This window comes from Microvirga arsenatis, assembly GCF_009910705.1.
In the GTDB taxonomy this organism is placed as follows: domain Bacteria; phylum Pseudomonadota; class Alphaproteobacteria; order Rhizobiales; family Beijerinckiaceae; genus Microvirga; species Microvirga arsenatis.
On the sequence record NZ_JAAAXJ010000005.1, the window covers coordinates 283,305 to 306,102 of the forward strand.

The window sequence follows — 22,798 nt, forward strand, 5'->3', positions numbered from 1 at the left end:
ATTTCACTCCTCCCGCCCGAAGAGACCCGCCGGCCTGACGAGCAGAACGATGGCCATGATCACGAAGATAACGATGCTCGACGCTTCCGGATAGAACACCTTGGTGAGGCCTTCGAGAACGCCCAGAACGTAGCCCGTCACGATGGCGCCGAGGATCGAGCCCATGCCTCCCACGACGACCACGGCGAAGACGATGATGATCAGGTTGGAGCCCATGAGCGGGCTCACCTGGTAGATCGGCGCCGCCAGCACGCCGGCGAAGGCCGCCAGGGCGGCCCCCAAGCCGTAGGTGAGGGTCAGGAGCAGGGGCACGTTCACGCCGAAGGCCTGCACGAGCGTGGCATTCTCGGTTGCGGCGCGAAGATAGGCGCCGAGCCGGGTCTTCTCGATGAGAAGCCATGTGCCGATGCATACGACGAGGGAGGCGACGACCACCCAGCCGCGGTAAATCGGCATGAACATGAAGCCCAGATTGACCGCCCCCGTGAGCTGGGAAGGCGCGGCATAGGGCTGGCCGGCCGCTCCGAACCAGTGGCGGAAAGCGCCTTCCATGATCAACGCGAGACCGAAGGTCAGGAGAAGGCCGTACAGGTGATCCACGCTGTAGAGGCGGCTCAGCATGGTGCGCTCGATGATGACGGCGATCACGCCCACGATCAGGGGTGCCAGCACCAGGGCAAGCCAATAGTTCACGCCCAGGTAGTTGAGGAGCAGATAGGCCGCGAAGGCGCCCAGCATGTACTGCGCGCCATGGGCGAAGTTGATGACCCGCAGCAGGCCGAAGATCACCGCCAGGCCGAGACTCAGCATGGCGTAGAACGAGCCGTTGATCAGGCCGATGAGGATCTGTCCGTAAAGGGCAGGGGTGGGAATGCCGAAAATCGTACTCATGATGCTCTACACCCCGAGAACTTCGTGAAGTTCGTCCATGCGCGCATCGAGCTCGTGCCCGGGGAACGAATTCACCATACGCCCATCCTCCATGAGGTAGAAGCGGTCGGCCACCTTCTTGGCGAAGCGGAAGTTCTGCTCGACCAGGAGGATCGTCATGCCGCGCTTCTTGAGCGCCACCAGCACGTCGCCGATGCGCTGGACGATGACGGGAGCCAGGCCTTCCGTCGGCTCGTCGAGCAGGATGATTCGGGCGCCCGTGCGCAGCACGCGGGCGATGGCGAGCATCTGCTGCTCGCCGCCCGACAGCTTCGTGCCCTGGCTCGAGCGGCGCTCGTACAGGTTGGGGAAAAGCGCGTAGATCTCCTCCACGCTCATGCCGCCTTCGGACACGGTCGGCGGCAGCATCAGGTTTTCGGAGACGCTGAGGCTCGCAAAGATGCCGCGCTCCTCGGGCACGTAGCCGAGCCCGGACTGAGCCACCTTGTGGAGCGGGAGCGCGAGAAGATCCTTGCCGCGCAGGCGGATCACGCCCTCGCGGCGGCGCAGGATCCCCATGATCGCGCGCAGCGTCGTGGTCTTGCCGGCGCCGTTGCGGCCCAGCAGCGTGACGGTTTCGCCCTCGTGGATGTCGAGATCGACCCCGTGCAGGACGTGGCTCTCGCCGTACCAGGCATTGAGCCCGCGAACTTCGAGGAGGGGAGCGCTACTCATGCTCGGTTCCCATATAGGCTTCCCGCACCCGCGGGTCCTGGCTGACCTTGTCGTAGGATCCGTCGGAGAGGATCTCGCCGCGTGCCAGGACGGTGACCCGGTCGCACAGATCGGCGACCACGTTGAGGTTGTGCTCCACCATGAGCACGGTGCGGTTGCGCGCGATGCGGCGGATGAGGTCGGAAATGCGGCCGATATCCTCATGGCCCATGCCGGCCATGGGCTCGTCGAGCAGCAGCATGGCCGGGTCGAGTGCGAGCGTCGTGGCGATCTCGAGGGCCCGCTTGCGGCCGTAGGACAGCTCGGAGGCGGTCAGGTCCCTGTAGGACGAGAGGTTGACCGCATCGATCAGCTCCATGGCCCGCTCGTCGAGGGCCGAGAGGGCGCTCGCCGGACGCCAGAACTGCGTCGCGAGGCCGGAGGGGCGCTGCAGAGCGACGCGCACATTGTCGAGCACGGTCAGGTGGGGAAACACCGCCGAGATCTGGAAGGAGCGCACCAGGCCCAGGCGGGCGACGTCGGCCGGCTTCAGCCCCGTGATGTCGGCGCCCTTGAAGGTGATCTGCCCCCGCGTCGGCGTCAGGAACTTCGTGAGCAGGTTGAACACGGTCGTCTTGCCGGCGCCGTTGGGGCCGATCAGGGCGTGGATCGTCCCCTCGTTGACGGACAGCGTCACGTCCTTCACGGCAACGAAGCCCCGGAACTCCATGGTGAGCCCGGTGGCGGTGAGAATGGGTTGGGTACTGACCATCTGTTTTGGCCGAAACTCTCTCGATAAAACGCCGGCTGACTTGCGCAGGATGTCCGGAGGCAGCCACGGCCGGACGAGAAGCGGGACGGGGCGACCCGAATCGCCCCGTCCCGCTTCGAGGGTTACTGCGTCAGCTGGCAGCCGCTTTCGGCGGCCTTCATGTAGGCGGTGTCGCCCGGGATCTTGGCGAGCTGCTTGTACATGTCCCACTCGCCCTTGCTCTCCTCGGGCTTCTTCACCTGGAAGAGATACATGTCGTAGACCATGCGGCCGTTGGGCAGCACCTTGCCGTTCTTGGCGAAGATGTCCTGCACCGGCATCTCGTGCAGGAGCTTGGCGACCGGCTCCGTCGCATCCGTGCCGGCCTTCTCGATGGCCTTGAGGTACTGCGTCACGGCGGAATAGGTGCCCACATGGATCATGTTCGGCATGCGGCCGGTCTTGTCCATGAACTTCTTGGCGAAGGCGCGGTTCTCGTCGCTCTGATCCCAGTACCAGCCCTCGGTGAGGGTCAGGCCCTGGGCGGCCTTGAGGCCGAGGCCCTTCACCTCCGCCAGGGTGAACAGAAGCGCGGCAAGACGCGTGCCGCCCTGGGTGATGCCGAACTCCGCGGCCTGCTTGATGGCATTGGCGGTGTCGAGACCGGCATTGGCCATGCCGATCACGTTGGCGCCGGAGCTCTGGGCCTGCAGGAGGAACGAGGAGTAGTCGGTCGCCGCCAGCGGGTGGCGGACCGCACCGACCACCTGACCGCCCTTCGACTTCACGAACTTGGAGGTCTGCTCCTCCAGCGAGTAGCCGAAGGCATAGTCGGCGGTGAGGAAGAACCACTTGTTGCCGCCGTTCTCCACCAGGGCGCCGCCGGTGCCGACCGCGAGCGCATGGGTGTCGTAGGCCCAGTGGAAGCCGTAGGGGGAGCACTGCTTGCCGGTGAGGTCCGTCGTGGCCGCGCCGGTGGTGATCGTGAGCTTCTTCTTGTCCTTCGACAGGCCCTGAACGGCCAAGGCGACGGAGGAGGTCGTCAGCTCCATGATGGCATCGACCTTTTCCGTGTCGTACCACTGCCGGGCGATGCTGGCGGCGACGTCCGGCTTGTTCTGGTGGTCGGCGCTGACGATCTCGACCGGAACGCCGAGAACCTTGCCGCCGTAGTCCTGAACCGCCATGCGGGCGGCCTCGGCCGACCATTTGCCGCCGAAATCGGCATAGACGCCGGACTGGTCGTTCAGGATGCCGATCTTCACCACGCCGTCGGAAGCCTGCTGCGCATAGGCCGAAGAGGCCAAGGCGGTGCAGCTGAGGGCGAACAGAAGTTTGTTGAGGACTCGCATCGATTTCCTTCCCGTTGTTCCGGAGCAGGTTGGCCCTGTCCTTGCTTGAGCCGCAGCATGGAAGCCGCTTGGCGATGGTTAGGAAAGGTACAGGCACTGCGGCCTCGATCAATGCGAGGGGCAGTTATCCTTAAGTCGCAGAGATCTTTAGGCTTCTGCTGCACCGGGAGACGCCGCGGCCACGCTCTCTCGCAAAAGTGACTGCCCCACAGGTGTTAGGCCTCGCCCTGTTGCGACTCACGAGGTGCGGATCGGGGCGTGCATTCCCGGCGGCGGGTTCTCTCGCCCTCAAGAGCAACTTGGAAAGCCTAGGTCCGTCGGCTTCGTGCTACTCGCGTCGCGCCCTGAGCAGCAGGTCGGCGAGTTCGGCAAAGCCGGTCCCCGAATGCCCGGCCGTGATGTAGGCGGGCTTGTGGGCGAGCCGGTGGGCGAAGGCCTGGATGTTGGCGACGCCGACGCTCAGGGGGAAGGCCTCGAACATGGGCTCGTCATTGGGCGAATCGCCCGCATAGACCACCGCATTCCTCGCCTGCTCCCAGTCCAGCCCGAACACCTCCGCCAGGAGCACCTTGGCCATGCTGAGCTTGTTGTAGTCGCCGAACCAGCCGTTCACGTGGATGGAGCTGACCTTGGCCTGGGCGCCTGCGCGCTCGAAGATCGCCACGATCCTGTCCACCTCCGCCTCGGGCAGGGCGGGCACGTCCTCGCAGAAGTCGATGGCGAGATCCGCCACCCGGTAGGCCTGGTCGCTGGCGAGGGCGCATCCGGGCACCGTTGCCAGCACCTCCTTTTCGATGGCCTCGAGCCTGGCGCGGTTGCGCTTGAACTCTTCAGGGCTGGCCCAGAAGCGCTGCCGCATCTTTCTCTGCTTGCGATCGTAGCGAAAGAAGAAGGCGCCGTTCTCCCCCACGACCGCATCCACCGGCCACATCCGGGCGATGTGATCGCACCAGCCGGCCGGTCGGCCCGTGACCGGGATGACGATGAACCCGGCGCGGTGCAGCCGCTCGAGGGCGGCGTAGGCCTCGGCCGTCAGCATGCCCTCGGAGGTCACGGTGTCGTCGATGTCGGTCAGCACCACGCGGACGGAGCGCGCCGCCTCCAGCGGCAGCTGGGACAGGGGCCTCATGTCCTGCACTCCGGACCGGCGGGGCAGGGCGAAGATTGGGGCATCGACATCGGCATCCTCGTTCGCGTTCGGCCGGAGGCGGAGAGTGATGCGGCCGAACGCATGCCTTTAAGCACGATCCCGCAGGCGGCTCCAAGAGGTTTGAAACACCGAGGCGTAGGCTTCACGGGCAGGATTTCTCACGTAAAGTGGCGGCATGCCCAACGATCAAGAAATCCTCCGAGCCCTGTTCGATGCGGCCCTGAAGGCGGCGCTGCCCGACGGGCAGTTCGATGGCCGCCTTCCGGCGAGGCCGAAGGGGCGCACCATCGTGCTCGGCGCTGGCAAGGCCTCGGCTCGCATGGCGGCGGCCTTCGAAGACGCCTGGGCCCGTGCGGGCGGCGCCTGCGAGGGCCTCGTGGTCACGCGATACGGGCATGCGGTGCCGACGCGCTCCGTCGAGATCGTGGAGGCGGCTCACCCGGTTCCCGACGAGGCGGGGCTGCAGGCCGCCAGGCGGATCCTGGCGCTGGCGCAGGAGGCCGGCCCCGACGATCTCGTGGTCTGCCTCATGTCGGGCGGCGCTTCGGCGCTTCTGTCCCTTCCGGCCGAGGGCCTGACGCTGGCCGACAAGCAGGAGGTGAACCGCGCGCTGCTGAAATCGGGTGCGCCCATCGGCGAAATGAACCTCGTCCGCAAGTCGCTCTCGGGGATCAAGGGAGGCCGTCTCGCAGCCGCTGCGGGCCGGGCGCAGCTCGTCACGTACCTGATCTCGGACGTGCCGGGGGACGACCCGTCCAGCATCGGCTCCGGTCCCACGATCCCCGAGCGGATCGATCCGGACATTGCGCTCGCGATCCTGCGCAAATACGGTATCGCCGTATCGTCCTCCATCGTGCAGGCGATCCGCGCGAACGCAGTCACGGAGCCCGCGGCCGGCGGTGCGGTGCACATGCTCGCCACGCCCAAGATGGCGCTCGATGCGGCGGCGGCAAAGGCTCGGGAGCTGGGCCTGACCCCGCTCGTTCTCGGCGACGCCCTTGAGGGCGAGGCGCGGGAGGTCGGGCGGGTCATGGCGGGCATTGCGCGCTCGGCGCTCCGGCACGGGCAGCCCGTGAGGGCGCCCTGCGTGCTGCTCTCCGGCGGCGAGACCACGGTGACAGTGCGCGGCAGGGGGCGCGGCGGGCGCAACGCCGAGTTCCTGCTGTCCCTTGCGCTCGCCCTCAAGGGGGAAGGGCGGATCGCAGCCATCGCCTGCGACACCGACGGGATCGACGGATCGGAGGACAATGCGGGAGCCTGGTTCGACGGGAGCCTGTTCGAGGGTGCGCGTGCGCGCGGGATCGATCTCGAAGCCTGCCTGGAGGCGAACGACGCCTACACGGCCTTTGCGGCTCTCGGGCGGCTCGTCGTCACGGGGCCGACCCTCACCAACGTCAACGACTTCCGCGCCATCCTCGTCCGCTCGTGAGCCGGGCGGCCTGGAGCCTCAGATCGAGTAGCTGAGGCCCGTCACGTTCGTTTCCGGCACGATCATCGTCACCTTGGTTCCGTGACCTTCCCGGCTTTCGACGGTGAGGTCGCCCCCATGCAGCTTGAGGATGTACCAGGCCAGGCTCAGGCCCAGGCCGGTGCCGGGGAGCTTGCGCGCATTCTGTCCGCGGAAGAAGGGCTGCATGACGAAGGGCAGGTCGCGCTCCGGGATGCCGATCCCGTGATCACGGACGACGATGCGGACCGCCTTGTGGTCCCTGTGCGCCGACACCTTAATCGGCTGGTCCGGAGGGGAGTACTTCATGGCATTGGAGACGACGATGACGAAGGCCTGTTCCAGCAGAACGGGATCGCCGACGATCATCTCCGGCAGATTCCGGATCTCGACATGGAGCGGGCGGGCGGGTTCCTGGTCGCCCTGTTCCCGGCAGACGCGCTGGATCAGCTCGGCCGGCCTGAACTCGCTCGGATTGAGCACGATGCCGCCGGAGCTCGCCCGGGTGTAGGACAGGATCATGTCGATCAGCTCGTCGAGCCGCAGGCTCGCCCGCCAGATGCGCTCGGCTCGCGTCTGCACGTCGTGAATGGTGAGCCGGTCCGCCCGTCGCATGAGGCCCTGCGCCAGGGCGTTGATGGTCGACAGGGGCGTTCTGAGCTGGTGCGCGAGCAGGGCCACCCGGTCGAGCGGAGGCGACGAGCCCCGGGAGCCGGTCCGGGGGGCAGCGCGGCGTGGGGCCTTGGTGGGCGACCGGGACGGGCGAGCGGCGGGCACGAACTCTTTACCTGAACTTTATAACGTGTTTCTGCGGATCGCCCCGAATTAGCGCGTCCGGACCCAATGTCCATCCCCTTCATTGGAACGATCGAGCCTGGCTCCACAACACCAAGAATTCCTTGGCACGAAGTAGAGGCGTTGAAATGCGCCCAGGCATAAAATGTCCCGGCTGAGACAATCTTCAGTATAGAGCTCTCCCGTTCAACGGGAGAACAGAATTGTCCGTTCTTGATTTGCCAAAAACTGCAAAATTTCTCGCCAAATGGTGAAAACGATTTTGAAACCTCCCCATCTGACCTGCGTTTCCTTCGCAGATCATCCTGATCGGGAGAGAAGCTATGGATCGCGATCGCAGCGAAGGCAGCATGAAGAACATCAAGGGCCGCGTGAAGGAAGGCCTCGGCAAGGCTCTCGGCGACTCCAAGCTGGAGACCGAGGGCAAGATGGATAAGACCGAAGGCAAGATTCAGAACACCATTGGCGGCATGAAGGACTCGCTCCGCAAGAGCACCTGACGCCGGCAGGATTCGACGTGGTGGAGGCCCGGCTTCGCGCCGGGCCTTTTCATGGGGCGGGGCCCGCCTTGCGGATCAGGAAGGTGATCCTGGCGTCCTCCTGGTGCTGCTCCTCCAGGATATCCCCCGTCTCCCGAAGCAGGTTGGGCACGTCGATCCCGGCCAGGGGATCGGTGCAGATCACCCTCATCCGGTCTCCCGGGCGCAGGGTGACAAGTCTCTTGCGGGTGCGCAGGACGGGGAGGGGGCATTTCAGGCCGGAAAGGTCCAGTTCCGTCATGGCATGCGCTCCCCCCTGCGCCAGGTTCCGCGCCCTTGCGAGGTCGTCGGGCGTGTTGATGTTGAAGAACGGATCGCGCGGTTCGGCAGGCCAGGCCGCCTCCGCGCAGCCATGGCGCTGCAGCCATTGCCCCATGCTCCGCCCTCCCTCCTCGAGGGCGCGGCGCAGATCGTGCCGCAGGCGGACGGGCCAGAGGGCCACCGCGAAATGCGCCTGCCCGGCCGATGCGGCACAGGCAAGGGGCTGCCCGGCCTCCCGCCGCGCCTCGTGCAGGCGAAGCACCAGATCCCCCGGAATGAAGGGCGTATCGGCTGGAACGCTCACGAGCCATTCGATGCCGGTCCGTTGGACGGCGGCCCATTCGAGGGCGGCCAGGATGCCGGCCAGGGGACCCGGATGATCCGGAACCGTATCCGGCACGACAGGCAGACCGAGACTCCCGAAGCGTGAGGGATCGCCGTTGGCGTTGAGAATCAGGCCCTCGCATTGCAGGGACAGGCGCCCTGCCACCTCGTCGAGCAGCGTCCGCTCCCCGAGGCCCAGCAGGCTCTTGTCCCCGCCGCCCATGCGCCGCGCGAGCCCGCCAGCCAGGATGACGCCGAGCGTCGGAGGGGGAAGGCTCATGCCGGACGCGCTCACTCGATCACGATGCGCGGCGCGGGCCGGGCCGCTGCGCCGCCCGAGAGCGCCGACCAGACCTGCTGCGCCATGTCCTGGTAGATCTTCGCATGCGGACCCTGAGGGTCGGCCACCACCACGGGACGGCCGGCATCCGACAACTCGCGGATGGTCATGTTGAGCGGCACCTCGCCGAGGAACGGAACGCCGAGACGCTTGGCCTCGTCCCGCGCGCCGCCATGGCCGAAGATGTGGGAGCTTTGCCCGCAATGGGGGCAGATGAAGGTCGCCATGTTCTCCACGATGCCGAGGATCGGGATCTCGACCCTCTTGAACATGGACACCCCGCGCCGTGCGTCGATGAGGGCGAGGTCCTGCGGGGTGGAGACGATCATGGCCCCGGCCAGGGGCGTGGCCTGGGCCATGGTGAGCTGGGCGTCGCCGGTTCCGGGGGGCATGTCCACTACGAGCACGTCGAGATCGCCCCAGGCGACCTCCCGCAGCATCTGGGTGATGGCCGACATCACCATGGGGCCGCGCCAGATCATGGCGGCCTCTTCCTCGACGAGGAAGCCGATGGACATCACCTTGATCCCGTAAGCCTCCATGGGCTCGAGGATGCGGTTCTCGAGCAGGCGCGGCTTGCCGTGGATGCCGAGAAGCTTCGGCATGGAGGGGCCGTAGATGTCGGCATCGAGCAGCCCGACCTTCAATCCGAGAGACTTCAGGGCGAGAGCGAGGTTGCAGGCCGTGGTCGACTTGCCCACGCCGCCCTTGCCGGATGCAACCGCGATCACGTGATTCACGCCCGGAATGCGCTGGTTCTTCGGCTGTGCCGCCGAGCGGGGACGCTGGGCGGCGCCCGTCGCCGAGGGGGAGGCGCCTGAGCCCGCCGGCCGGTCCGCGGTGAGGCTGGCGAAGACCCCCTTCACGGCGGGCAGGCCCTGAACGGCCGTGACGGCGGCCTGGCGCACGCGCTCCATGCCGGCGGCTTCCGAAGGGTCGATGGTGATGGAGAACATCACCCGCCCCGCATCATCCACCACCACATCGGAGAGGCGCCCCGAGGCGACGAGGTTGGTTCCGGCCGCGTCGACCGGCACGGTCGAGAGGGCCTGCAGCACGTGTTCGCGGGTGATCGCCACTGTTCGAATCTCCTGACCGGTCGAGGCACGGTCCTCGGTGTCATTTAGAGGCTCACCGGCCGCGCGTTAAGCGCTCCCTTCCCCGTGAAGCCGATATTCCGAACCAAAATTCACCTTGTCCGTTGTTCACGCGATCCCTCGGGAGCCGGTTCGACCGGCCGAGTGGCTGCCTTCGCCGATCACATCCCGAGACCACGAAGCAAATCGAGGAGACGACGATGCACCAGCACGGCCATAACGATCCCAACGCCGGAAAGCTCTATGAGCTGATCAAGGACGTGAAGATCGCCATGATGACGACCGTGGACGCGGACGGCACCCTCCACAGCCGGCCGATGCACAGCCAGGAGGCCGACGAGCACGGCGATCTTTGGTTCTTCACCCAGATCCAGTCTCCCAAGATGACGGAGATCTCCCGCGACAGCGAGGTCAACCTGGCCTACAGCGACCCGGGCAGCCAGACTTACGTTTCCGTGTCCGGCAAGGCTGAGATCGTTCGCGACAAGGCGACGATCGAGGAGAAGTGGTCGGAGCCCCTGCGCGCGTGGTTCCCGAAAGGCACGGACGATCCGCAGATCGCCCTCATCCGCGTTCATCCCACCAAGGGCGAATACTGGGACAGCCCGTCCTCGACCCTGGTCCATCTCTACGGCTACGCGAAGGCCGTGGTGACCGGCGAGCAGCCGAAGCCGGGCGATCAGGCGAAAGTCAATCTGAGCTGATCGTTCCGCTCAAGAGACGCCATCGGGGTCGCCATGCGGCCCCTTTCTTTTGGCGATTTGAATCTACCGTTACGGAAGAAGCTTGGGTATAGTGGAGAGGTCAGCAAAAGGATCGGCCAGCCGCTCGTCCGCCATAACAAGAAGCTGCAGGGGGCATCTTGGGAGGAAACGATGAAATCCGTCCTGCTTGCCGCTGCTTCCGTTGTTGCTCTTGCGTCTTCAAGCCTCGCCCAGCCTGCCGCTCAGCCGTCAGCAAGCAATCTTGAAAAGCTGACCTCCTTCCAAAGCACCGGCACCGAGGAGCCGAGGCCCATTCCCCAGGAGGGACGCCGCGCGGACGCGCTGCGGCGCAACCTTGAAAGGATCAAGCTCCCGGCCGGATTCAAGATCGATCTCTACGCGGTTGTGCCCGATGCCCGTCACATGGCCGTCGGACCCAATGCCGGCGTGGTCTTCGTCGGGACGCGAAAGAACAACGTCTATGTGGTGACGGATCGTGACAAGGACCGCGTTGCCGACGAGGTCAAGCAGTTTGCGCCGTCCATCGCCTTCAAGATCCCCAACGGCGTGTGCTTCTCGCGCGACGGAATGCTTTACGTGGTCGAGCAGAACCGCGTTCTGCAGTTCCCGGCGGCCGAATTCTTCTATGAGGGGCCGGATGTGGCCGCTTTCGTCGTCACCAAGCAGGGCGACCTGATCCCGCCGTCAGAGGAGAGCTTCAATCATACAGCCCGCGTCTGCCGGGTCGGGCCCGACAACAAGCTCTACGTTGCCCTCGGCCAGCCCTTCAACGTGCCGCCGAAGGACAAGATGGAGCTCTACAAGCGGACCGGCATCGGCGGCATCATCCGCATGGATCAGGACGGCAAGAACCGCGAGGTCTATGCGACCGGAATCCGCAACTCCGTCGGCATGGACTTCAACCCTGCCGACAGGACTCTCTGGTTCACCGACAACCAGGTGGACGGCATGGGAGACGATCAGCCTCCCGGAGAGATCAACCGCATCGCCAATATGGGGCAGAACTTCGGCTTCCCCCATTACGGAGGCGGGACGGTCCGCACGGTGGAGTACAAGGACGATCCCGTTCCCGCGGGCGTGGTCGCACCGCAGGCCGAGATGGACCCCCATGCCGCCGACCTGGGCATGATGTTCTACACCGGGCGGATGTTCCCGCAGACCTATCAGGGAGGCATCTTCTCGGCCCAGCACGGCTCGTGGAACCGCACGAAGCCGATCGGCGCGCGCATCATGTTCACGCCGCTCAAGGCGGATGGCACCGCCGACAAGCCGCAGGTCTTCGCCGAGGGCTGGCTGACCGAGAACGGCGAGTATCTCGGCAGGCCCGTGGACGTGGCCATGCTGCCGGACGGCTCCCTGCTCGTCTCCGACGACACCGCAGGAGCGATCTACCGGATTTCCTACGAGGGCCGCTAGCATCTCCAGGCAGGCGCGCATCGGGCGCGCCTGCCCCCTTTACGAGGTCGCCATGAAACCAACCCATGCTCTGGCGGCGCTGGGAGCGCTGCTCGTGACCCTCCCTCCGGCCGAGGCGGGCGATGCCCGGGCAGGGCGCCGCAAGATCACCGCGTGCCAGGCCTGTCATGGGCTGGACGGGCTGTCGAAGAACCCTGAATCGCCCAACCTTGCCGGTCAGGTCGAGAGCTATCTCGTCAGAAGCCTTACCGCCTACCGCTCCGGAGAGCGCAGGAACGAATCCATGAACATTGTAGCGAAGGAGCTCTCCGACGAGGACATTGCGGATATGGCTGCCTATTACGCCTCGATCCAGGTGGATGTCCTGCCGCCTTGAGACCGGCAGCCGACATCCGTAGGCCCTGCGACCCTTTCATCGCGGGCGCCCCTTCGCTATTGTCCTGCCTCCTGTGAGTGGCAAGGAGCAGGCGATGGTGGACATCGCGACCCGGGTCTACAACCATACCTGGAAGATCGACCCGATCGTCCGGTCCGTTCTGGATACGGATTTCTACAAGCTTCTGATGGCGCAGACGATCTTTCGCCGCCATCGGGACGTGCGGGTCACGTTCGGCATCCATAACCGCACCACCCGCATCCGCCTCGCGGACATCATCGATGCGGGCGAACTGCGCGAGCAGCTCGACCACGTGCGCAGCCTCTCCCTGACCCGGGGGGAGTCCACCTGGCTGCGGGGCAACACCTTCTACGGCAAGCGCCAGATGTTCTCGCCGGAATTCATGGACTGGCTCGAGACCTTCCGCTTTCCGGAATACCTGCTTGAGAAGGAGGACGGTCAATACGTGCTGACCTTCCACGGCCCCTGGATCGAGACCACCATGTGGGAGATCCCGGCCCTCGCCATCCTCAACGAGCTGCGCTCCCGCGGCGTGCTCAAGGGCATGGGCAAGTTCGAGCTCCAGGTGCTCTATGCGCGCGCCATGACGCGGGTCTGGGAGAAGATCCAGCGGCTCAAGCAGCTTCCCGATCTCTCCATCTCCGACTTCGGCACGCGCCGCCGCCATGGCTTCCTGTGGCAGGACTGGTGCGTGCAGGCCATGATCGAGGGCCTGGGCTCGTCCTTCCTCGGCACCTCGAACTGCCTCATCGCCATGCGACGCGAGGTGGAGGCGGTGGGCACGAACGCCCATGAGCTTCCCATGGTCTATGCGGCCCTGACGGACGGCGACGAGGAACTGGCGAAGGCGCCGTACCGCGTGCTCGCGGATTGGCAGGAGGATTACGAGGGCAACCTGCGCATCATCCTGCCCGACACCTACGGCACCACGAACTTCCTGCAGAACGCGCCTGAATGGGTGTCCTCCTGGACCGGCATCCGCATCGATTCGAAGGACCCCATCGAGGGCGGCGAGGAGGCCATCGAATGGTGGCAGCGCCGTGGGCAGAACCCGCGCGAGAAGCTCGCGATCTTCTCCGACGGGCTCGACACCGACGTGATCGAGCGCGTCCACCGGCACTTCCGCGGCCGGATGCGCATCGGCTACGGCTGGGGCACGCTGCTCACCAACGATTTCCGCGGCCTCACGCCCGACGGAAAGCTCGATCCGATCTCCATCGTGTGCAAGGTCATCTCCGCCGATGGCCGGCCGACCGTGAAGCTCTCCGACAATCCGACGAAGGCCATGGGACCCAAGGCGGAGGTGGAGCGCTACAAGCGCGTCTTCCATGTGGGGCAGCAAACCGCGCAACCTGTTCTGGTGTGATGGCCATGAAGATCGATCTGAACTGCGACATGGGCGAGGGCTTCGGCCCGTGGCCGATGGGAGACGACGACGCGATGCTCGACATCGTCTCCTCCGCCAACATCGCGTGCGGCTTCCATGCGGGCGATCCATCGATCATGTTCCGCACGGCAGAGACGGCGAAGCGCAAGGGCGTTGCGATCGGCGCGCATCCCGGCTTCAACGATCTGCACGGCTTCGGCCGCCGCATGATCCGGGGCGACTCTCCCGCCGAGATCGAGCGCATGATCGCCTATCAGATCGGCGCCATGCAGGCCGTCGCGGCGCTCGCAGGCCACAAGGTCACTTACGTGAAGGCCCATGGCGCGCTCAACAACATGGCGAACGAGGACGAGGACCTGGCGCTTGCCATCGCCCGCGCCATCAAGGGCGTCGATCCAAGTCTCATCAATGTGTGCATGCCGGGGCTGCTGATGGAGAAGGCGTCCCACACGATCGGCATTCCGGTTGCCCGCGAGATCTTCGCCGACCGGACCTACGAGGACAACGGCACGCTCACGAGTCGCAAGAAGCCCGGCTCGGTGCTGCACGATGCGGAATTCGCGGCCGAGCGCATTCTCCGGGCCGTGCAGGACAGGGCCGTCACGACGGTGTCCGGCAAGCGCATTCCGGTCGAGATCGACACGATCTGCGTTCACGGAGACGAACCGAGCGCGGTTGCCATGGCGCGCACCGTGCGCGCGAAGCTGGAGGCCAACGGCATCACCATCGCGCCGTTTTCACAGGCTGTCTCGTAAAACTCACGCCTCATCCTGCGGGGCAGACGCAGTCTGCGTCTCGAAGGAGGAACCAGCGAGCACTGGAAGCATCCTTGGAGACGGCGCTGCGCGCCTCCTCAGGGTGAGGGCGGTGGATTCATTCACGCGCAAAAGCCCCGGCCAGGAAGGGCTGCAACGCCGCCAGCGTCTCCTCGGGCGCTTCCTCGGCGAGGTAATGGCCGCAATCGATGGCATGGCCTTCCACATGCCCGGCCCAGTCGCGCCAGACCGCCAGCACGTCGTACCATCGATCGAGTCCGTTTTTGCGACCCCACAGGGCCTGCACGGGGCAGGCGATCCGGCGACCTGCCCGCCGGTCCTCCTCGTCGAGGCTCATGTCGATGGTGGCGCCCGCCCGGTAATCCTCGCACATGGCGTGAATCGTCTGCGGGTCGGTAAAGCAGCGGCGGTATTCTGCGAGCGCTGCGTCGTCGAAGAGCGAGCGGCCGCGGCGAAGATAGAAGGCGTCGGGATCGGCTGCGATCAGGCGCTCGGGAAGCGGATGGGGCTGCGCGAGGAAGAACCAGTGCCAGTAGCCCATGGCGAAGGCCATGTCCGTGCGCCGGAAGTGCTCTCCCGTGGGGATGATGTCGAGGATCGACAGCGCCACGATCCTCTCGGGGTGATCGAGCGCCATGCGATAGGCGCAGCGCCCGCCGCGGTCGTGGCCGACGACGGCGAAGCGCTCGAAGCCGAGGGCCTGCATCGCCTCCACCTGGTCGCGCGCCATGGCGCGCTTGGAGTAGGGCGCGTGGTCCTCCGTCGTGGGAGGCTTGGAACTGTCGCCATAGCCGCGCAGGTCGGCGCAGACGATCGTGTAGCGCTCGGCGAGCGCTGGCGCCACCTTGTGCCACATGACATGGGTCTGCGGATGCCCGTGCAGCAGGAGCACGGGAGGGCCGTTCCCGCCCATGCGCAGATTGATCGTGGCCTCGGATGTCTCGATCCGGTGATGGGTGAAGGTCTCGAACATCCTGCCAGTGTCATACACTTCCTGCCCGAATGCCAGGGATGGAGGCACGGGAGCCGCGGCTCCCGTGCCTGCGATGCGGCGGGCAGCGATGGCGCTACCAGGAACGGCGCTGTCCGTTGTCGATATGGATGATGCCGTTTCGATACATCTTGAGCCCTCCCACCTGCGGATGGGCCCGGAGATAGGCCATGACGCCGCGCGTCCGCGCCCGGACGCGGAAGTCGATGGCGCGGCAGGAGAGATGCAGGGACTGGCGCGCTCCGCCCGCGCGCCAGTTGCGTCCACGGCTGCGATGGGTGGATTCGACGCTGACCGGACCGAACTTCGCCGCGACGGAGGCGACGACCTCGCGCAGGTCGCCCGGAACGCAGTTGGTCGGAGCGCTCGCCCGAAGGGTGATGGCGCCTCGGGAGACCAGGGACGAAAATCCGGACAGGGTGCGGGCATTCGGCAGGCTTCCCGTCGTGCCGGGGTCGTTGAGACGTTCGTTCGAGGGGAGGCTGGCATATTCGGCGGGAGGGACGATCCCATCGGTTTCCTCGCGGGCTTCGAGCGCGGCGGGCGACAGCCCGAACAGAACCGCACTCGTCAGGAAGACGATCGTGGACGCGTGGCGAACTCGCGAATTGGCGCTCATCGGGTTCTCCCGTTCTGAGCCCCCACTAGGACAGCCTCCGAGGTCCTCTGCTCGGCGGCACCTGAATATTATTGGCCAGTAGACTGACGGTTGCGTGAAGTACGCTAGGGACGGTTACCTAAAGTAAGCTTGACATTGAGCAAGCGCGCGAGGCGGCCAATGGACGGACCAAACATGGCGGTTGGTTGGCAAAGCTTTATTTTGCAAGGCTTCCGGCGCTCGGAAATTAAGTATGAGTTACGGCGTTGCGGGGCGTGAACCTTGCAGATTTCAGGGGTGATGCACACATCATGACCGGTGAGGACCATCGATCTTTTGGTCCCCTGGAGACTGGAATGAACACTGCCCGAAGCGCTGTTTTCGACGCGATCAAGACCGCCGGCCCGCGCCGGGAGGATGCGATGGCGCGCATCACGCTGGTTGCGAAACTGATGGACAACGCCTTCCTGATTCCGGGCCTGAACCGCCGAGTGGGGCTCGACGCCGTGCTCGGCCTCGTGCCGGGCGTGGGCGACGCGCTCTCGGCGGCTCTCGCCAGCTACATCATCTGGGAGGCTCGCCAGCTCGGCCTGCCGCGCTGGAAGATCGCCCGGATGATCGGCAACGTTGCAGTGGATACCGCCATCGGCGCCATTCCCTTCGCGGGCGATGTGTTCGACGTCTTCTTCAAGGCCAACGAGCGCAACCTGCGCATCATCCACGAGCATCTCGGCACCCCCAAGCGCGGACCGCTCGAGATCGACGGCACGGCCGTGAGGATCGAGGAGCGCTGAATGAAACGGCTGCTGTGGGTCCTGGCCTGGATCGCCGTGGCGCTCTGGTCGCTGTTCGCCTGGGGCGCCTACGGGCTTCTGGATTTCTTCGGGGGCGTCGCGGCGCGCAATGCCGATATCGTCACCGGTCATCCCGAAACGGTCGAGTGGCTGTCCTGGGCGTTGACGACCCTGCGGGGTCTGGGGCTCGGTGCCATCGTGGTGGTCTGGGGTCTCGTTTCGCTGCTGATCCTGGCGGTGCCGGCCGTGCTCGGCCTGTTTCTCGGCGGCTCGCGGCGCGACCCGAGAGCCTATGAGTGGCGTGAGCCCGGCGGCCGATCGGGGCCGACCGTGCCGTTCCCGCCATCGGGCCAACCCCATCCGCCGCGGCGGATCGAAAAGCGCTGAAAAAGAAAGGGCGAAGCGGCATCCGCTTCGCCCTTAGTCTTGGAGCCTTACCGGTGGCTCGAGATGAACTGCTTGAAGCGCTCCGATTTCGGGGCGCCGAACACCTCCGCCGGCGCGCCTTCCTCCTCCACCACGCCCTTGTGCAGGAACACGACCCGGTTCGACACGTCCCGGGCGAAGCCCATCTCGTGGGTCACCACCAGCATGGTGCGGCCCTCCTCGGCGAGGGAGCGCATGACGCGCAGCACCTCGCCCACGAGTTCCGGATCGAGCGCCGAGGTCGGCTCGTCGAACAGCATCACCTTCGGGTGCATGGCGAGCGCCCGCGCGATGGCCGCGCGCTGCTGCTGGCCGCCGGAGAGGTGGGAGGGGTACTGGTTGCGCTTGTCGACGATGCCGACCTTCTTCAGCAGCTCCTCGGCCTCCGCGATGCATTCCGCCTTGGGGCGCTTCTGCACATGGACGGGAGCCTCGATCACGTTCTCGAGGATCGTCATGTGGGACCAGAGATTGAAGCTCTGGAACACCATGGCGACGCGGGAGCGGATGCGGTCCACCTGGCGACGGTCCGCCGGCTCCATGCCCCTGCGGCCTTTCCTGAGGGCGATGGTCTCCCCGCCGATGCGGATCTCGCCGGAATCGGGCACCTCCAGCATGTTGATGCAGCGGAGCATGGTCGACTTGCCCGAGCCCGAGGCGCCCAGGATCGAGATCACGTCGCCTTCCCTGGCGCTCAAGGAAACGCCCTTGAGCACTTCGAGGGAGCCGAAGCTCTTGCGGAGATCGTGGACGGCGACGGCGGGAACGGCCTCGTCTGAGGCGGTGACGGACGACAAGGCTGCAACTCCGTTAGACATGAGCGGCCTCCAGGCGCGGCTCCACGGCCGGGGGGCGGCGCAGGTGAGGCGAGAGCCACCATTCGATGGCCATGATGATGCGGGTGATAATGAAGTTGAGGATGAGATAGATCAGGCCCGCGACGATGAAGACCTCGACCGCGCGGAAGGTCTGCGAGATGAGCTTCGCGGCCAGCCCCGTCACCTCCATCATGGTGATGATCGAGGCCAGAGACGTGGCCTTCACCATGAGGATGAGTTCGCTGCCATAGGCGGGGAGCGCCTGCCGGAGGGCGATGGGAAAGACGATGCGGCGGAAGAGCAGGAAGCCCGACATGCCGCAGGCCCGCGCCGCCTCGACCTGGTTGTGCGGAACGGATTGCAGCCCGCCGCGGAAGATCTCGCTCGCATAGGCGGCCGTGTTGAGGGTCAGCGCGAGGACGGCGCACCAGTACGGCTCGCGGAAGAAGGTCCAGAGGCCCCATTCCTGCAGGGTCGGGCGGAACTGGCCGAGGCCGTAGTAGATCAGGAAGATCTGCACGAGCAGCGGCGTGCCGCGGAAGACGAAGACGTAGGCCTGCGCCGGCCAGTCCAGCACCTTCACGCCCGACATGCGCATGAGCGCGAGCAGCAGGGCGAGCACGGCGCCGAGGCCCACGGCCATGAAGGCCAGGTTCAGCGTCAGCGGCACGCCGCCGATCAGGGTGACGAAGGCATCCCGCATGAAGGCGAAGTCCATCAGGAAGCCCTCCGCATGCCGCGCGTGGAGTGAGCCTCCGCGCGCTGGAAAAGATAGGTCGAGATCCAGGTGATCAGCAGGTAGAGCACCGCTGCCGTGAGATAGAAGTCGAACGGGCGGCGGGTGGAGCCGGCTGCGATATGCGACTGGCGCAGCAGCTCGACAAGGCCGGTGACGGAGATCAGCGCCGATTCCTTCAGGACCAGCTGCCACGTATTGCCGAGGCCCGGAATGGCATAGCGCAGGACCTGGGGCGCGATGATCCGGCGGAACATGAGCCAGCGGTGCATGCCCACCGAGCGCGCCGCCTCGATCTCGCCGCGGCTGACCACCTGATAGGCGCCGCGGAACACCTCCGCCTGGTAGGCGCCCGAGACGATTCCGATCGCCAGAGCTCCTGTGACGAAGGCCGGCACGCCGATGAAGCCCTCGGCGCCGAACAGGCTGCCGATGGCGCCGAGAGCGGCGCTGCCGCCGAAGTAGAAGAGGTAGATCACGAGAAGATCGGGAATGCCGCGCAGGACGGTCGTGTAGCCGTCCGCCAGGCTGCGGACCACCAGGTTGCCGCCGATCTTGCCCCAGGCCACCAGGGTTCCCACCACGGAGCCCGCCAGGAAGCCGCAAGTGGCGACCGCAATCGTCATTCCCGTTGCGGTGAGGAGAGCCCATCCCCATCCGTTGGGTCCGAACCCGACGAGCTCGAAATAGCTCAACTGCTGCACGCGTCTCGACTTTCCTGAATATGTCCGCCTTCCGAGCCGGAGGGCGGGACGGCATCGTCAAATACGGCCCGACTGGGCCGTGGCCCGGGTCCCTCTAGCAGGATCCGGGACCCGGTTTCCAGCACGCAGTGGTCAGACCTGCGGGGTGGCGTCGATCTTGAACCACTTTTCGGACAGCTTCTTCACCGTGCCGTCCTTGATGGCCGCTTGGATCGCCTCGTCGAAGGACTTCTTCAGGTCCGTGTCGTCCTTGCGCATGCCGACCGCGACGCCACGGCCGAGCAGGCCGCCGCGCATGCCGGTACCGGCAATGACCATGTCCTTGAACTCCGGCTTCTCCTGCGTGGCCTTCAGGGCGCCATGCCCGGCGAAGATCGCGTCGATGCGGCCGGCGCTCAGGTCGAGGTCGTGCTGCTCCGTGGTCTTGTACTCGCGGATCTGGATCGTGTCCTTCAGGTAGGTCTCCAGGAACTGCGAGTTGACGGTCGAGCCCTGGACGCCGACGGTCTTGCCCTTCAGCAGCGGCTTCCACGCCTCGATGGCCTTCTTCGCGCCCTCGGGATCCTTCTCGAAGCTCACGGTCGTGCCGGTCCCCGCCAGCTTGGCGAGGGGGGAGTCCTTCATCACGCCCCAGCCGTGCGGGGTTGCCGCGTAGGGGAGCGAGAAGTTGATCACCTCCAGGCGCTTGTCGGTGATGTTCATGCCGGCCATGATGGCATCGTACTTCTTGGCATTCAGCGCCGGGATGATGCCGTCCCAGTCCTGGGCCACGATCTCGCACTTCACCTTCATGCGGTTGCACAGGTCGTTGGCGAGATCGATCTCGAAGCCCTCGAGCTTGCCGCCCGCGCCCGTGAAGTTCCAGGGCGCATAGGCGCCTTCCGTGGCGATCTTGACGGTTCTTTCCTGGGCAGCCCCTCCACCCGCGGCGAGGACGGAAGCGATCAGGCCGAGGCCTAAAGTCTTGAGCAGTTTCATGGTCATCCCTCTGGTCAGCTTTGACTGATCCTGTTGGCGGATGAAGGCCGGAGGCCTGCACCCCATCCGGAAAGCTAACATTCAAAAGCCAAGCCGATGCAAGTCCCAAAGATGCTGAATACAGCGGCCAAGGTGGCGATTTCGGTCGTGCGAGCGCCTGTTTCATACGAAAAAAGGCGCGGCCGGAGCCGCGCCTTGAAACGTCGAGCCGTGAGGATCAGGACCGCGGGGTGGTGTCGATCTTGAACCACTTCTCGGACAGCTTCTTGATCGTGCCGTCCTTGATGGCCGCCTGGATTGCGTCCTCGAAGCTCTTCTTGAGCTCCGTCTCGCCCTTGCGCAGGCCGACGCCGACGCCGGCGCCGAGCAGGCCGCCGGTGATCGACGGGCCGACCATGGTGTAGTCCTTGAACTCGGGCTTCTCGAGAGTGCCGATGATGTTGGTCGAGTCCGCCAGAACAGCGTCGATACGGCCCGCGGCGAGGTCGAGGTCATGCGCCTCGGTGGTCTTGTACTCGCGGATCTCCGCAGTGCCCTTCAGGTACTTGTCGGCGAAGTTGGAATGGATCGTCGAGGTTTGCACGCCGACCGTCTTGCCCTTCAGCAGCGGCTTCAGGTCATTGATGGCCTTCTCGGCGGCGGCCTGCTGGGTGCCGAGGTTGAAGGCCTGGCCGGTGCCTGGCATCTTGGCGAGCGGCGAGTTCTTGGCCACCAGGAAGCCGTTGGGAGAGTTCGCATAGGGGCCGGCGAAGTCGATGGTCTTCTTGCGCTCGTCCGTGATGCTCATGCCGGCCATGATGGCGTCGTACTTCTTGGCGGTGAGCGCCGGGATGATGCCGTCCCAGTCCTGGGCCACGATCTCGCACTTCACCTTCATGCGGTTGCACAGGTCGTTGGCGAGATCGATCTCGAAGCCCTCGAGCTTGCCGCCCGCGCCCGTGAAGTTCCAAGGCGCATAGGCGCCTTCCGTGGCGATCTTTACCGTCTTCTGCTGAGCGGCCGCTCCGCCGATCGCAAGAGCGGAACCGAGAAGAGCCAAGCCGACGGTCTTAACGAATTTCATAGTCGTTCCCTTGTTTGTGGGCCACAGCCCGAAGCCGCAGCCTGACGTTCCCGCACCCGCGAGGGGCGCGCCGTGACGCAGTAACGGCCAAACTCGATAAAAAGGCAAGGGGAGGCCGGCGAGCCTTACACAATCCGCAGCCGGATCTCGCCCAGGCCCTCGATGGCTCCGACCATGGTCTGCCCCCGGGTGACGGCGCCGACGCCCTCGGGCGTGCCGGAGAAGATCACGTCGCCGGGCGCCAGCTCGAAATACGAGGACAGATAGGCGATCTGCTCGGCCACGGACCAGATCATGTCCGAGAGGCTGGCCTTCTGCTGGATCGCGCCATCGGCCGTGAGGGAGATCGTGCCGCCCGCCGGATGGCCCACGGCGGAGACCGGATGGATCGGCCCCACCGGGCCGGAACGGTCCGCAGATTTCCCGAGCTCCCAGGGGCGGCGCAACTGCTTGGCCTCGTCCTGCAGGTCGCGGCGGGTCATGTCGAGGCCGACCGCATAGCCGAAAACGTGATCGAGGGCCCGCTCGACGGGGATGTCGAGCCCGCCCCTGGCGAGGGCCACCACCATCTCGATCTCGAAATGGTAGTTGGCCGTCTTCGGCGGATAGGGATGATCGACTGTCTCGCCCTGCGGGACGGGCTGCAGGGCATCGGCCGGTTTCATGAAGAAGAAGGGCGGCTCGCGGGTCGGGTCGCCGCCCATCTCGCGCGCATGGGCGGCATAGTTGCGGCCGACGCAGTAGACGCGGCGCACCGGGAACAGATCGGCCGTGCCGGCCACGGGAAGAGCGGGGATCGAAGGCGCGGGAATGACGTAGGCCATGGAAGCTCGCGAGCGGTGAAGCGGGACGTCCCTTCCTACACCCTGCGGCTCCCGCCACAAGCCGGGAAAAAGGTTCAACCCGTCTCCGCTGAGGGGCGAACGAAAACGGCGGGCTCAGGGCCCGCCGTCGGGAAGTTGAGCTTTCGGGCCGCTTAGCGGCGGCGAGCCGCGGCGCCCGGCAGGCGGCGGGCATCGGCAAGGTGGTGCTCGATATGCGGAACCACCGAAGCCGCGAACTGGCGCAGCGCCGGGTCGTTGCCCGCCTGGGCATAGCCGGCATGCAGGGCCAGGGCCTCCTGGTGGCCCATGCGCTGAGCCTGTCCGTAGAGGCGGTCGAACTGCGGGCCGGAGGTCGAGGCGAGCTGGTTCAGCATGGCCACCTTCTCAGGGGGCATCGGAACGCCGAGGCGGATCGGGGTCACGGAGCCGGTGGCCTGCACGTCGGCCGCGCCGCCCGCCGCCGCACCCGTCGTCGCGCCGACGCCGGCGCCGACCGCCGCACCGACCGGGCCGCCCACCAGGGCG

26 protein-coding genes are annotated in these 22,798 nt (G+C 65.9%); 9 read left to right on the forward strand and 17 right to left on the reverse strand.

Features of this window, described 5'->3' with window-relative positions; translation table 11 throughout:
- Positions 1-3 precede the first annotated feature (3 nt).
- The 5 genes from GR303_RS12650 to GR303_RS12670 form a co-directional block, all read right to left on the reverse strand.
- Positions 4-891 (reverse strand): branched-chain amino acid ABC transporter permease, encoded by an 888-nt coding sequence (locus tag GR303_RS12650; protein ID WP_161725765.1) that lies wholly within the window; start codon positions 889-891, stop codon positions 4-6.
- A gap of 6 nt (positions 892-897) precedes the next feature.
- Positions 898-1,605: an ABC transporter ATP-binding protein gene (locus tag GR303_RS12655; RefSeq protein WP_161725767.1), complete on the reverse strand. Its 708-nt coding sequence runs from the start codon at positions 1,603-1,605 to the stop codon at positions 898-900.
- On the reverse strand, positions 1,598-2,356 hold the full coding sequence (locus GR303_RS12660; protein WP_161725768.1) for an ABC transporter ATP-binding protein: 759 nt from the start codon (positions 2,354-2,356) through the stop codon (positions 1,598-1,600). The genes GR303_RS12655 and GR303_RS12660 overlap by 8 nt, the downstream gene beginning before the upstream one ends.
- A 122-nt stretch (positions 2,357-2,478) precedes the next feature.
- The gene (locus GR303_RS12665) at positions 2,479-3,687 is read right to left on the reverse strand and encodes an ABC transporter substrate-binding protein (protein WP_161747579.1); all 1,209 of its coding nucleotides are present in this window, start codon (positions 3,685-3,687) and stop codon (positions 2,479-2,481) included.
- A 328-nt stretch (positions 3,688-4,015) separates the two neighbouring features.
- Complete coding sequence (locus GR303_RS12670) at positions 4,016-4,816, reverse strand: HAD-IIB family hydrolase (protein WP_161725771.1); 801 nt, start codon at positions 4,814-4,816, stop codon at positions 4,016-4,018.
- Positions 4,817-5,012: 196 nt separating this feature from the next.
- On the opposite strand from GR303_RS12670, the gene GR303_RS12675 reads away from it, so the two are divergent.
- A complete protein-coding gene (locus GR303_RS12675) occupies positions 5,013-6,266 on the forward strand; it encodes a glycerate kinase type-2 family protein (protein WP_161725772.1) in 1,254 nt (417 codons plus the stop codon).
- 18 nt (positions 6,267-6,284) lie between these two features.
- On the opposite strand, the gene GR303_RS12680 is transcribed toward GR303_RS12675, so the two are convergent.
- Entirely contained in the window at positions 6,285-7,061 is a 777-nt protein-coding gene (locus GR303_RS12680; RefSeq protein ID WP_161725774.1) for an ATP-binding protein, read from the reverse strand.
- A 341-nt stretch (positions 7,062-7,402) separates the two neighbouring features.
- Between GR303_RS12680 and GR303_RS12685 the strand changes: the two genes are divergently transcribed.
- Positions 7,403-7,579 (forward strand): CsbD family protein, encoded by a 177-nt coding sequence (locus GR303_RS12685; RefSeq protein ID WP_161725776.1) that lies wholly within the window; start codon positions 7,403-7,405, stop codon positions 7,577-7,579.
- A 49-nt stretch (positions 7,580-7,628) separates the two neighbouring features.
- Here the strand turns inward: GR303_RS12685 and mobA are convergent, their stop codons facing one another.
- Positions 7,629-8,483 (reverse strand): molybdenum cofactor guanylyltransferase MobA, encoded by an 855-nt coding sequence (gene mobA, locus GR303_RS12690; RefSeq protein WP_161725777.1) that lies wholly within the window; start codon positions 8,481-8,483, stop codon positions 7,629-7,631.
- 11 nt (positions 8,484-8,494) lie between these two features.
- A complete protein-coding gene (locus tag GR303_RS12695) occupies positions 8,495-9,622 on the reverse strand; it encodes a P-loop NTPase (RefSeq protein WP_161725779.1) in 1,128 nt (375 codons plus the stop codon).
- Positions 9,623-9,840: 218 nt separating this feature from the next.
- On the opposite strand from GR303_RS12695, the gene GR303_RS12700 reads away from it, so the two are divergent.
- From GR303_RS12700 to GR303_RS12720, 5 genes are all read left to right on the forward strand, one after another.
- Complete coding sequence (locus tag GR303_RS12700) at positions 9,841-10,344, forward strand: pyridoxamine 5'-phosphate oxidase family protein (RefSeq protein WP_161725781.1); 504 nt, start codon at positions 9,841-9,843, stop codon at positions 10,342-10,344.
- A 171-nt stretch (positions 10,345-10,515) separates the two neighbouring features.
- Positions 10,516-11,781, forward strand: a complete 1,266-nt coding sequence (locus tag GR303_RS12705) for a PQQ-dependent sugar dehydrogenase (protein ID WP_161725782.1) — start codon at positions 10,516-10,518, stop codon at positions 11,779-11,781.
- 52 nt (positions 11,782-11,833) lie between these two features.
- A complete protein-coding gene (locus tag GR303_RS12710) occupies positions 11,834-12,157 on the forward strand; it encodes a c-type cytochrome (RefSeq protein WP_161725784.1) in 324 nt (107 codons plus the stop codon).
- A gap of 94 nt (positions 12,158-12,251) precedes the next feature.
- Positions 12,252-13,544, forward strand: a complete 1,293-nt coding sequence (gene pncB, locus GR303_RS12715; protein WP_161725786.1) for a nicotinate phosphoribosyltransferase — start codon at positions 12,252-12,254, stop codon at positions 13,542-13,544.
- 5 nt (positions 13,545-13,549) lie between these two features.
- Complete coding sequence (locus GR303_RS12720; protein ID WP_161725788.1) at positions 13,550-14,320, forward strand: LamB/YcsF family protein; 771 nt, start codon at positions 13,550-13,552, stop codon at positions 14,318-14,320.
- Between the two features lie 118 nt (positions 14,321-14,438).
- Here GR303_RS12720 and GR303_RS12725 read toward each other — a convergent pair whose 3' ends face one another.
- Entirely contained in the window at positions 14,439-15,314 is an 876-nt protein-coding gene (locus GR303_RS12725) for an alpha/beta fold hydrolase (protein ID WP_161725789.1), read from the reverse strand.
- A gap of 94 nt (positions 15,315-15,408) precedes the next feature.
- Complete coding sequence (locus GR303_RS12730; protein WP_161725791.1) at positions 15,409-15,951, reverse strand: D-Ala-D-Ala carboxypeptidase family metallohydrolase; 543 nt, start codon at positions 15,949-15,951, stop codon at positions 15,409-15,411.
- A 335-nt stretch (positions 15,952-16,286) separates the two neighbouring features.
- Between GR303_RS12730 and GR303_RS12735 the strand changes: the two genes are divergently transcribed.
- Positions 16,287-16,724, forward strand: a complete 438-nt coding sequence (locus tag GR303_RS12735) for a DUF4112 domain-containing protein (RefSeq protein ID WP_161725793.1) — start codon at positions 16,287-16,289, stop codon at positions 16,722-16,724.
- A complete protein-coding gene (locus GR303_RS12740) occupies positions 16,725-17,111 on the forward strand; it encodes a hypothetical protein (protein WP_161725794.1) in 387 nt (128 codons plus the stop codon).
- A gap of 47 nt (positions 17,112-17,158) precedes the next feature.
- Here the strand turns inward: GR303_RS12740 and GR303_RS12745 are convergent, their stop codons facing one another.
- From GR303_RS12745 to GR303_RS12775, 7 genes are all read right to left on the reverse strand, one after another.
- On the reverse strand, positions 17,159-17,968 hold the full coding sequence (locus GR303_RS12745; RefSeq protein ID WP_161725796.1) for an ABC transporter ATP-binding protein: 810 nt from the start codon (positions 17,966-17,968) through the stop codon (positions 17,159-17,161).
- Positions 17,961-18,686, reverse strand: coding sequence for an ABC transporter permease (locus tag GR303_RS12750; RefSeq protein WP_161725798.1), 726 nt, complete (start codon positions 18,684-18,686; stop codon positions 17,961-17,963). The genes GR303_RS12745 and GR303_RS12750 overlap by 8 nt, the downstream gene beginning before the upstream one ends.
- Positions 18,686-19,408, reverse strand: coding sequence for an ABC transporter permease subunit (locus tag GR303_RS12755; protein WP_161725800.1), 723 nt, complete (start codon positions 19,406-19,408; stop codon positions 18,686-18,688). Before GR303_RS12755 ends, GR303_RS12750 begins: the two co-directional genes overlap by 1 nt.
- 132 nt (positions 19,409-19,540) lie before the next feature.
- Positions 19,541-20,386, reverse strand: coding sequence for a lysine/arginine/ornithine ABC transporter substrate-binding protein (locus GR303_RS12760; RefSeq protein ID WP_161725801.1), 846 nt, complete (start codon positions 20,384-20,386; stop codon positions 19,541-19,543).
- A gap of 217 nt (positions 20,387-20,603) precedes the next feature.
- Complete coding sequence (locus tag GR303_RS12765; protein WP_161725802.1) at positions 20,604-21,449, reverse strand: lysine/arginine/ornithine ABC transporter substrate-binding protein; 846 nt, start codon at positions 21,447-21,449, stop codon at positions 20,604-20,606.
- Positions 21,450-21,574: 125 nt separating this feature from the next.
- The gene (locus tag GR303_RS12770) at positions 21,575-22,273 is read right to left on the reverse strand and encodes a fumarylacetoacetate hydrolase family protein (RefSeq protein ID WP_161725804.1); all 699 of its coding nucleotides are present in this window, start codon (positions 22,271-22,273) and stop codon (positions 21,575-21,577) included.
- Positions 22,274-22,425: 152 nt separating this feature from the next.
- The coding region (locus GR303_RS12775) for a DUF4142 domain-containing protein (RefSeq protein ID WP_161747580.1) at positions 22,426-22,798 on the reverse strand (373 nt) is incomplete at its 5' end.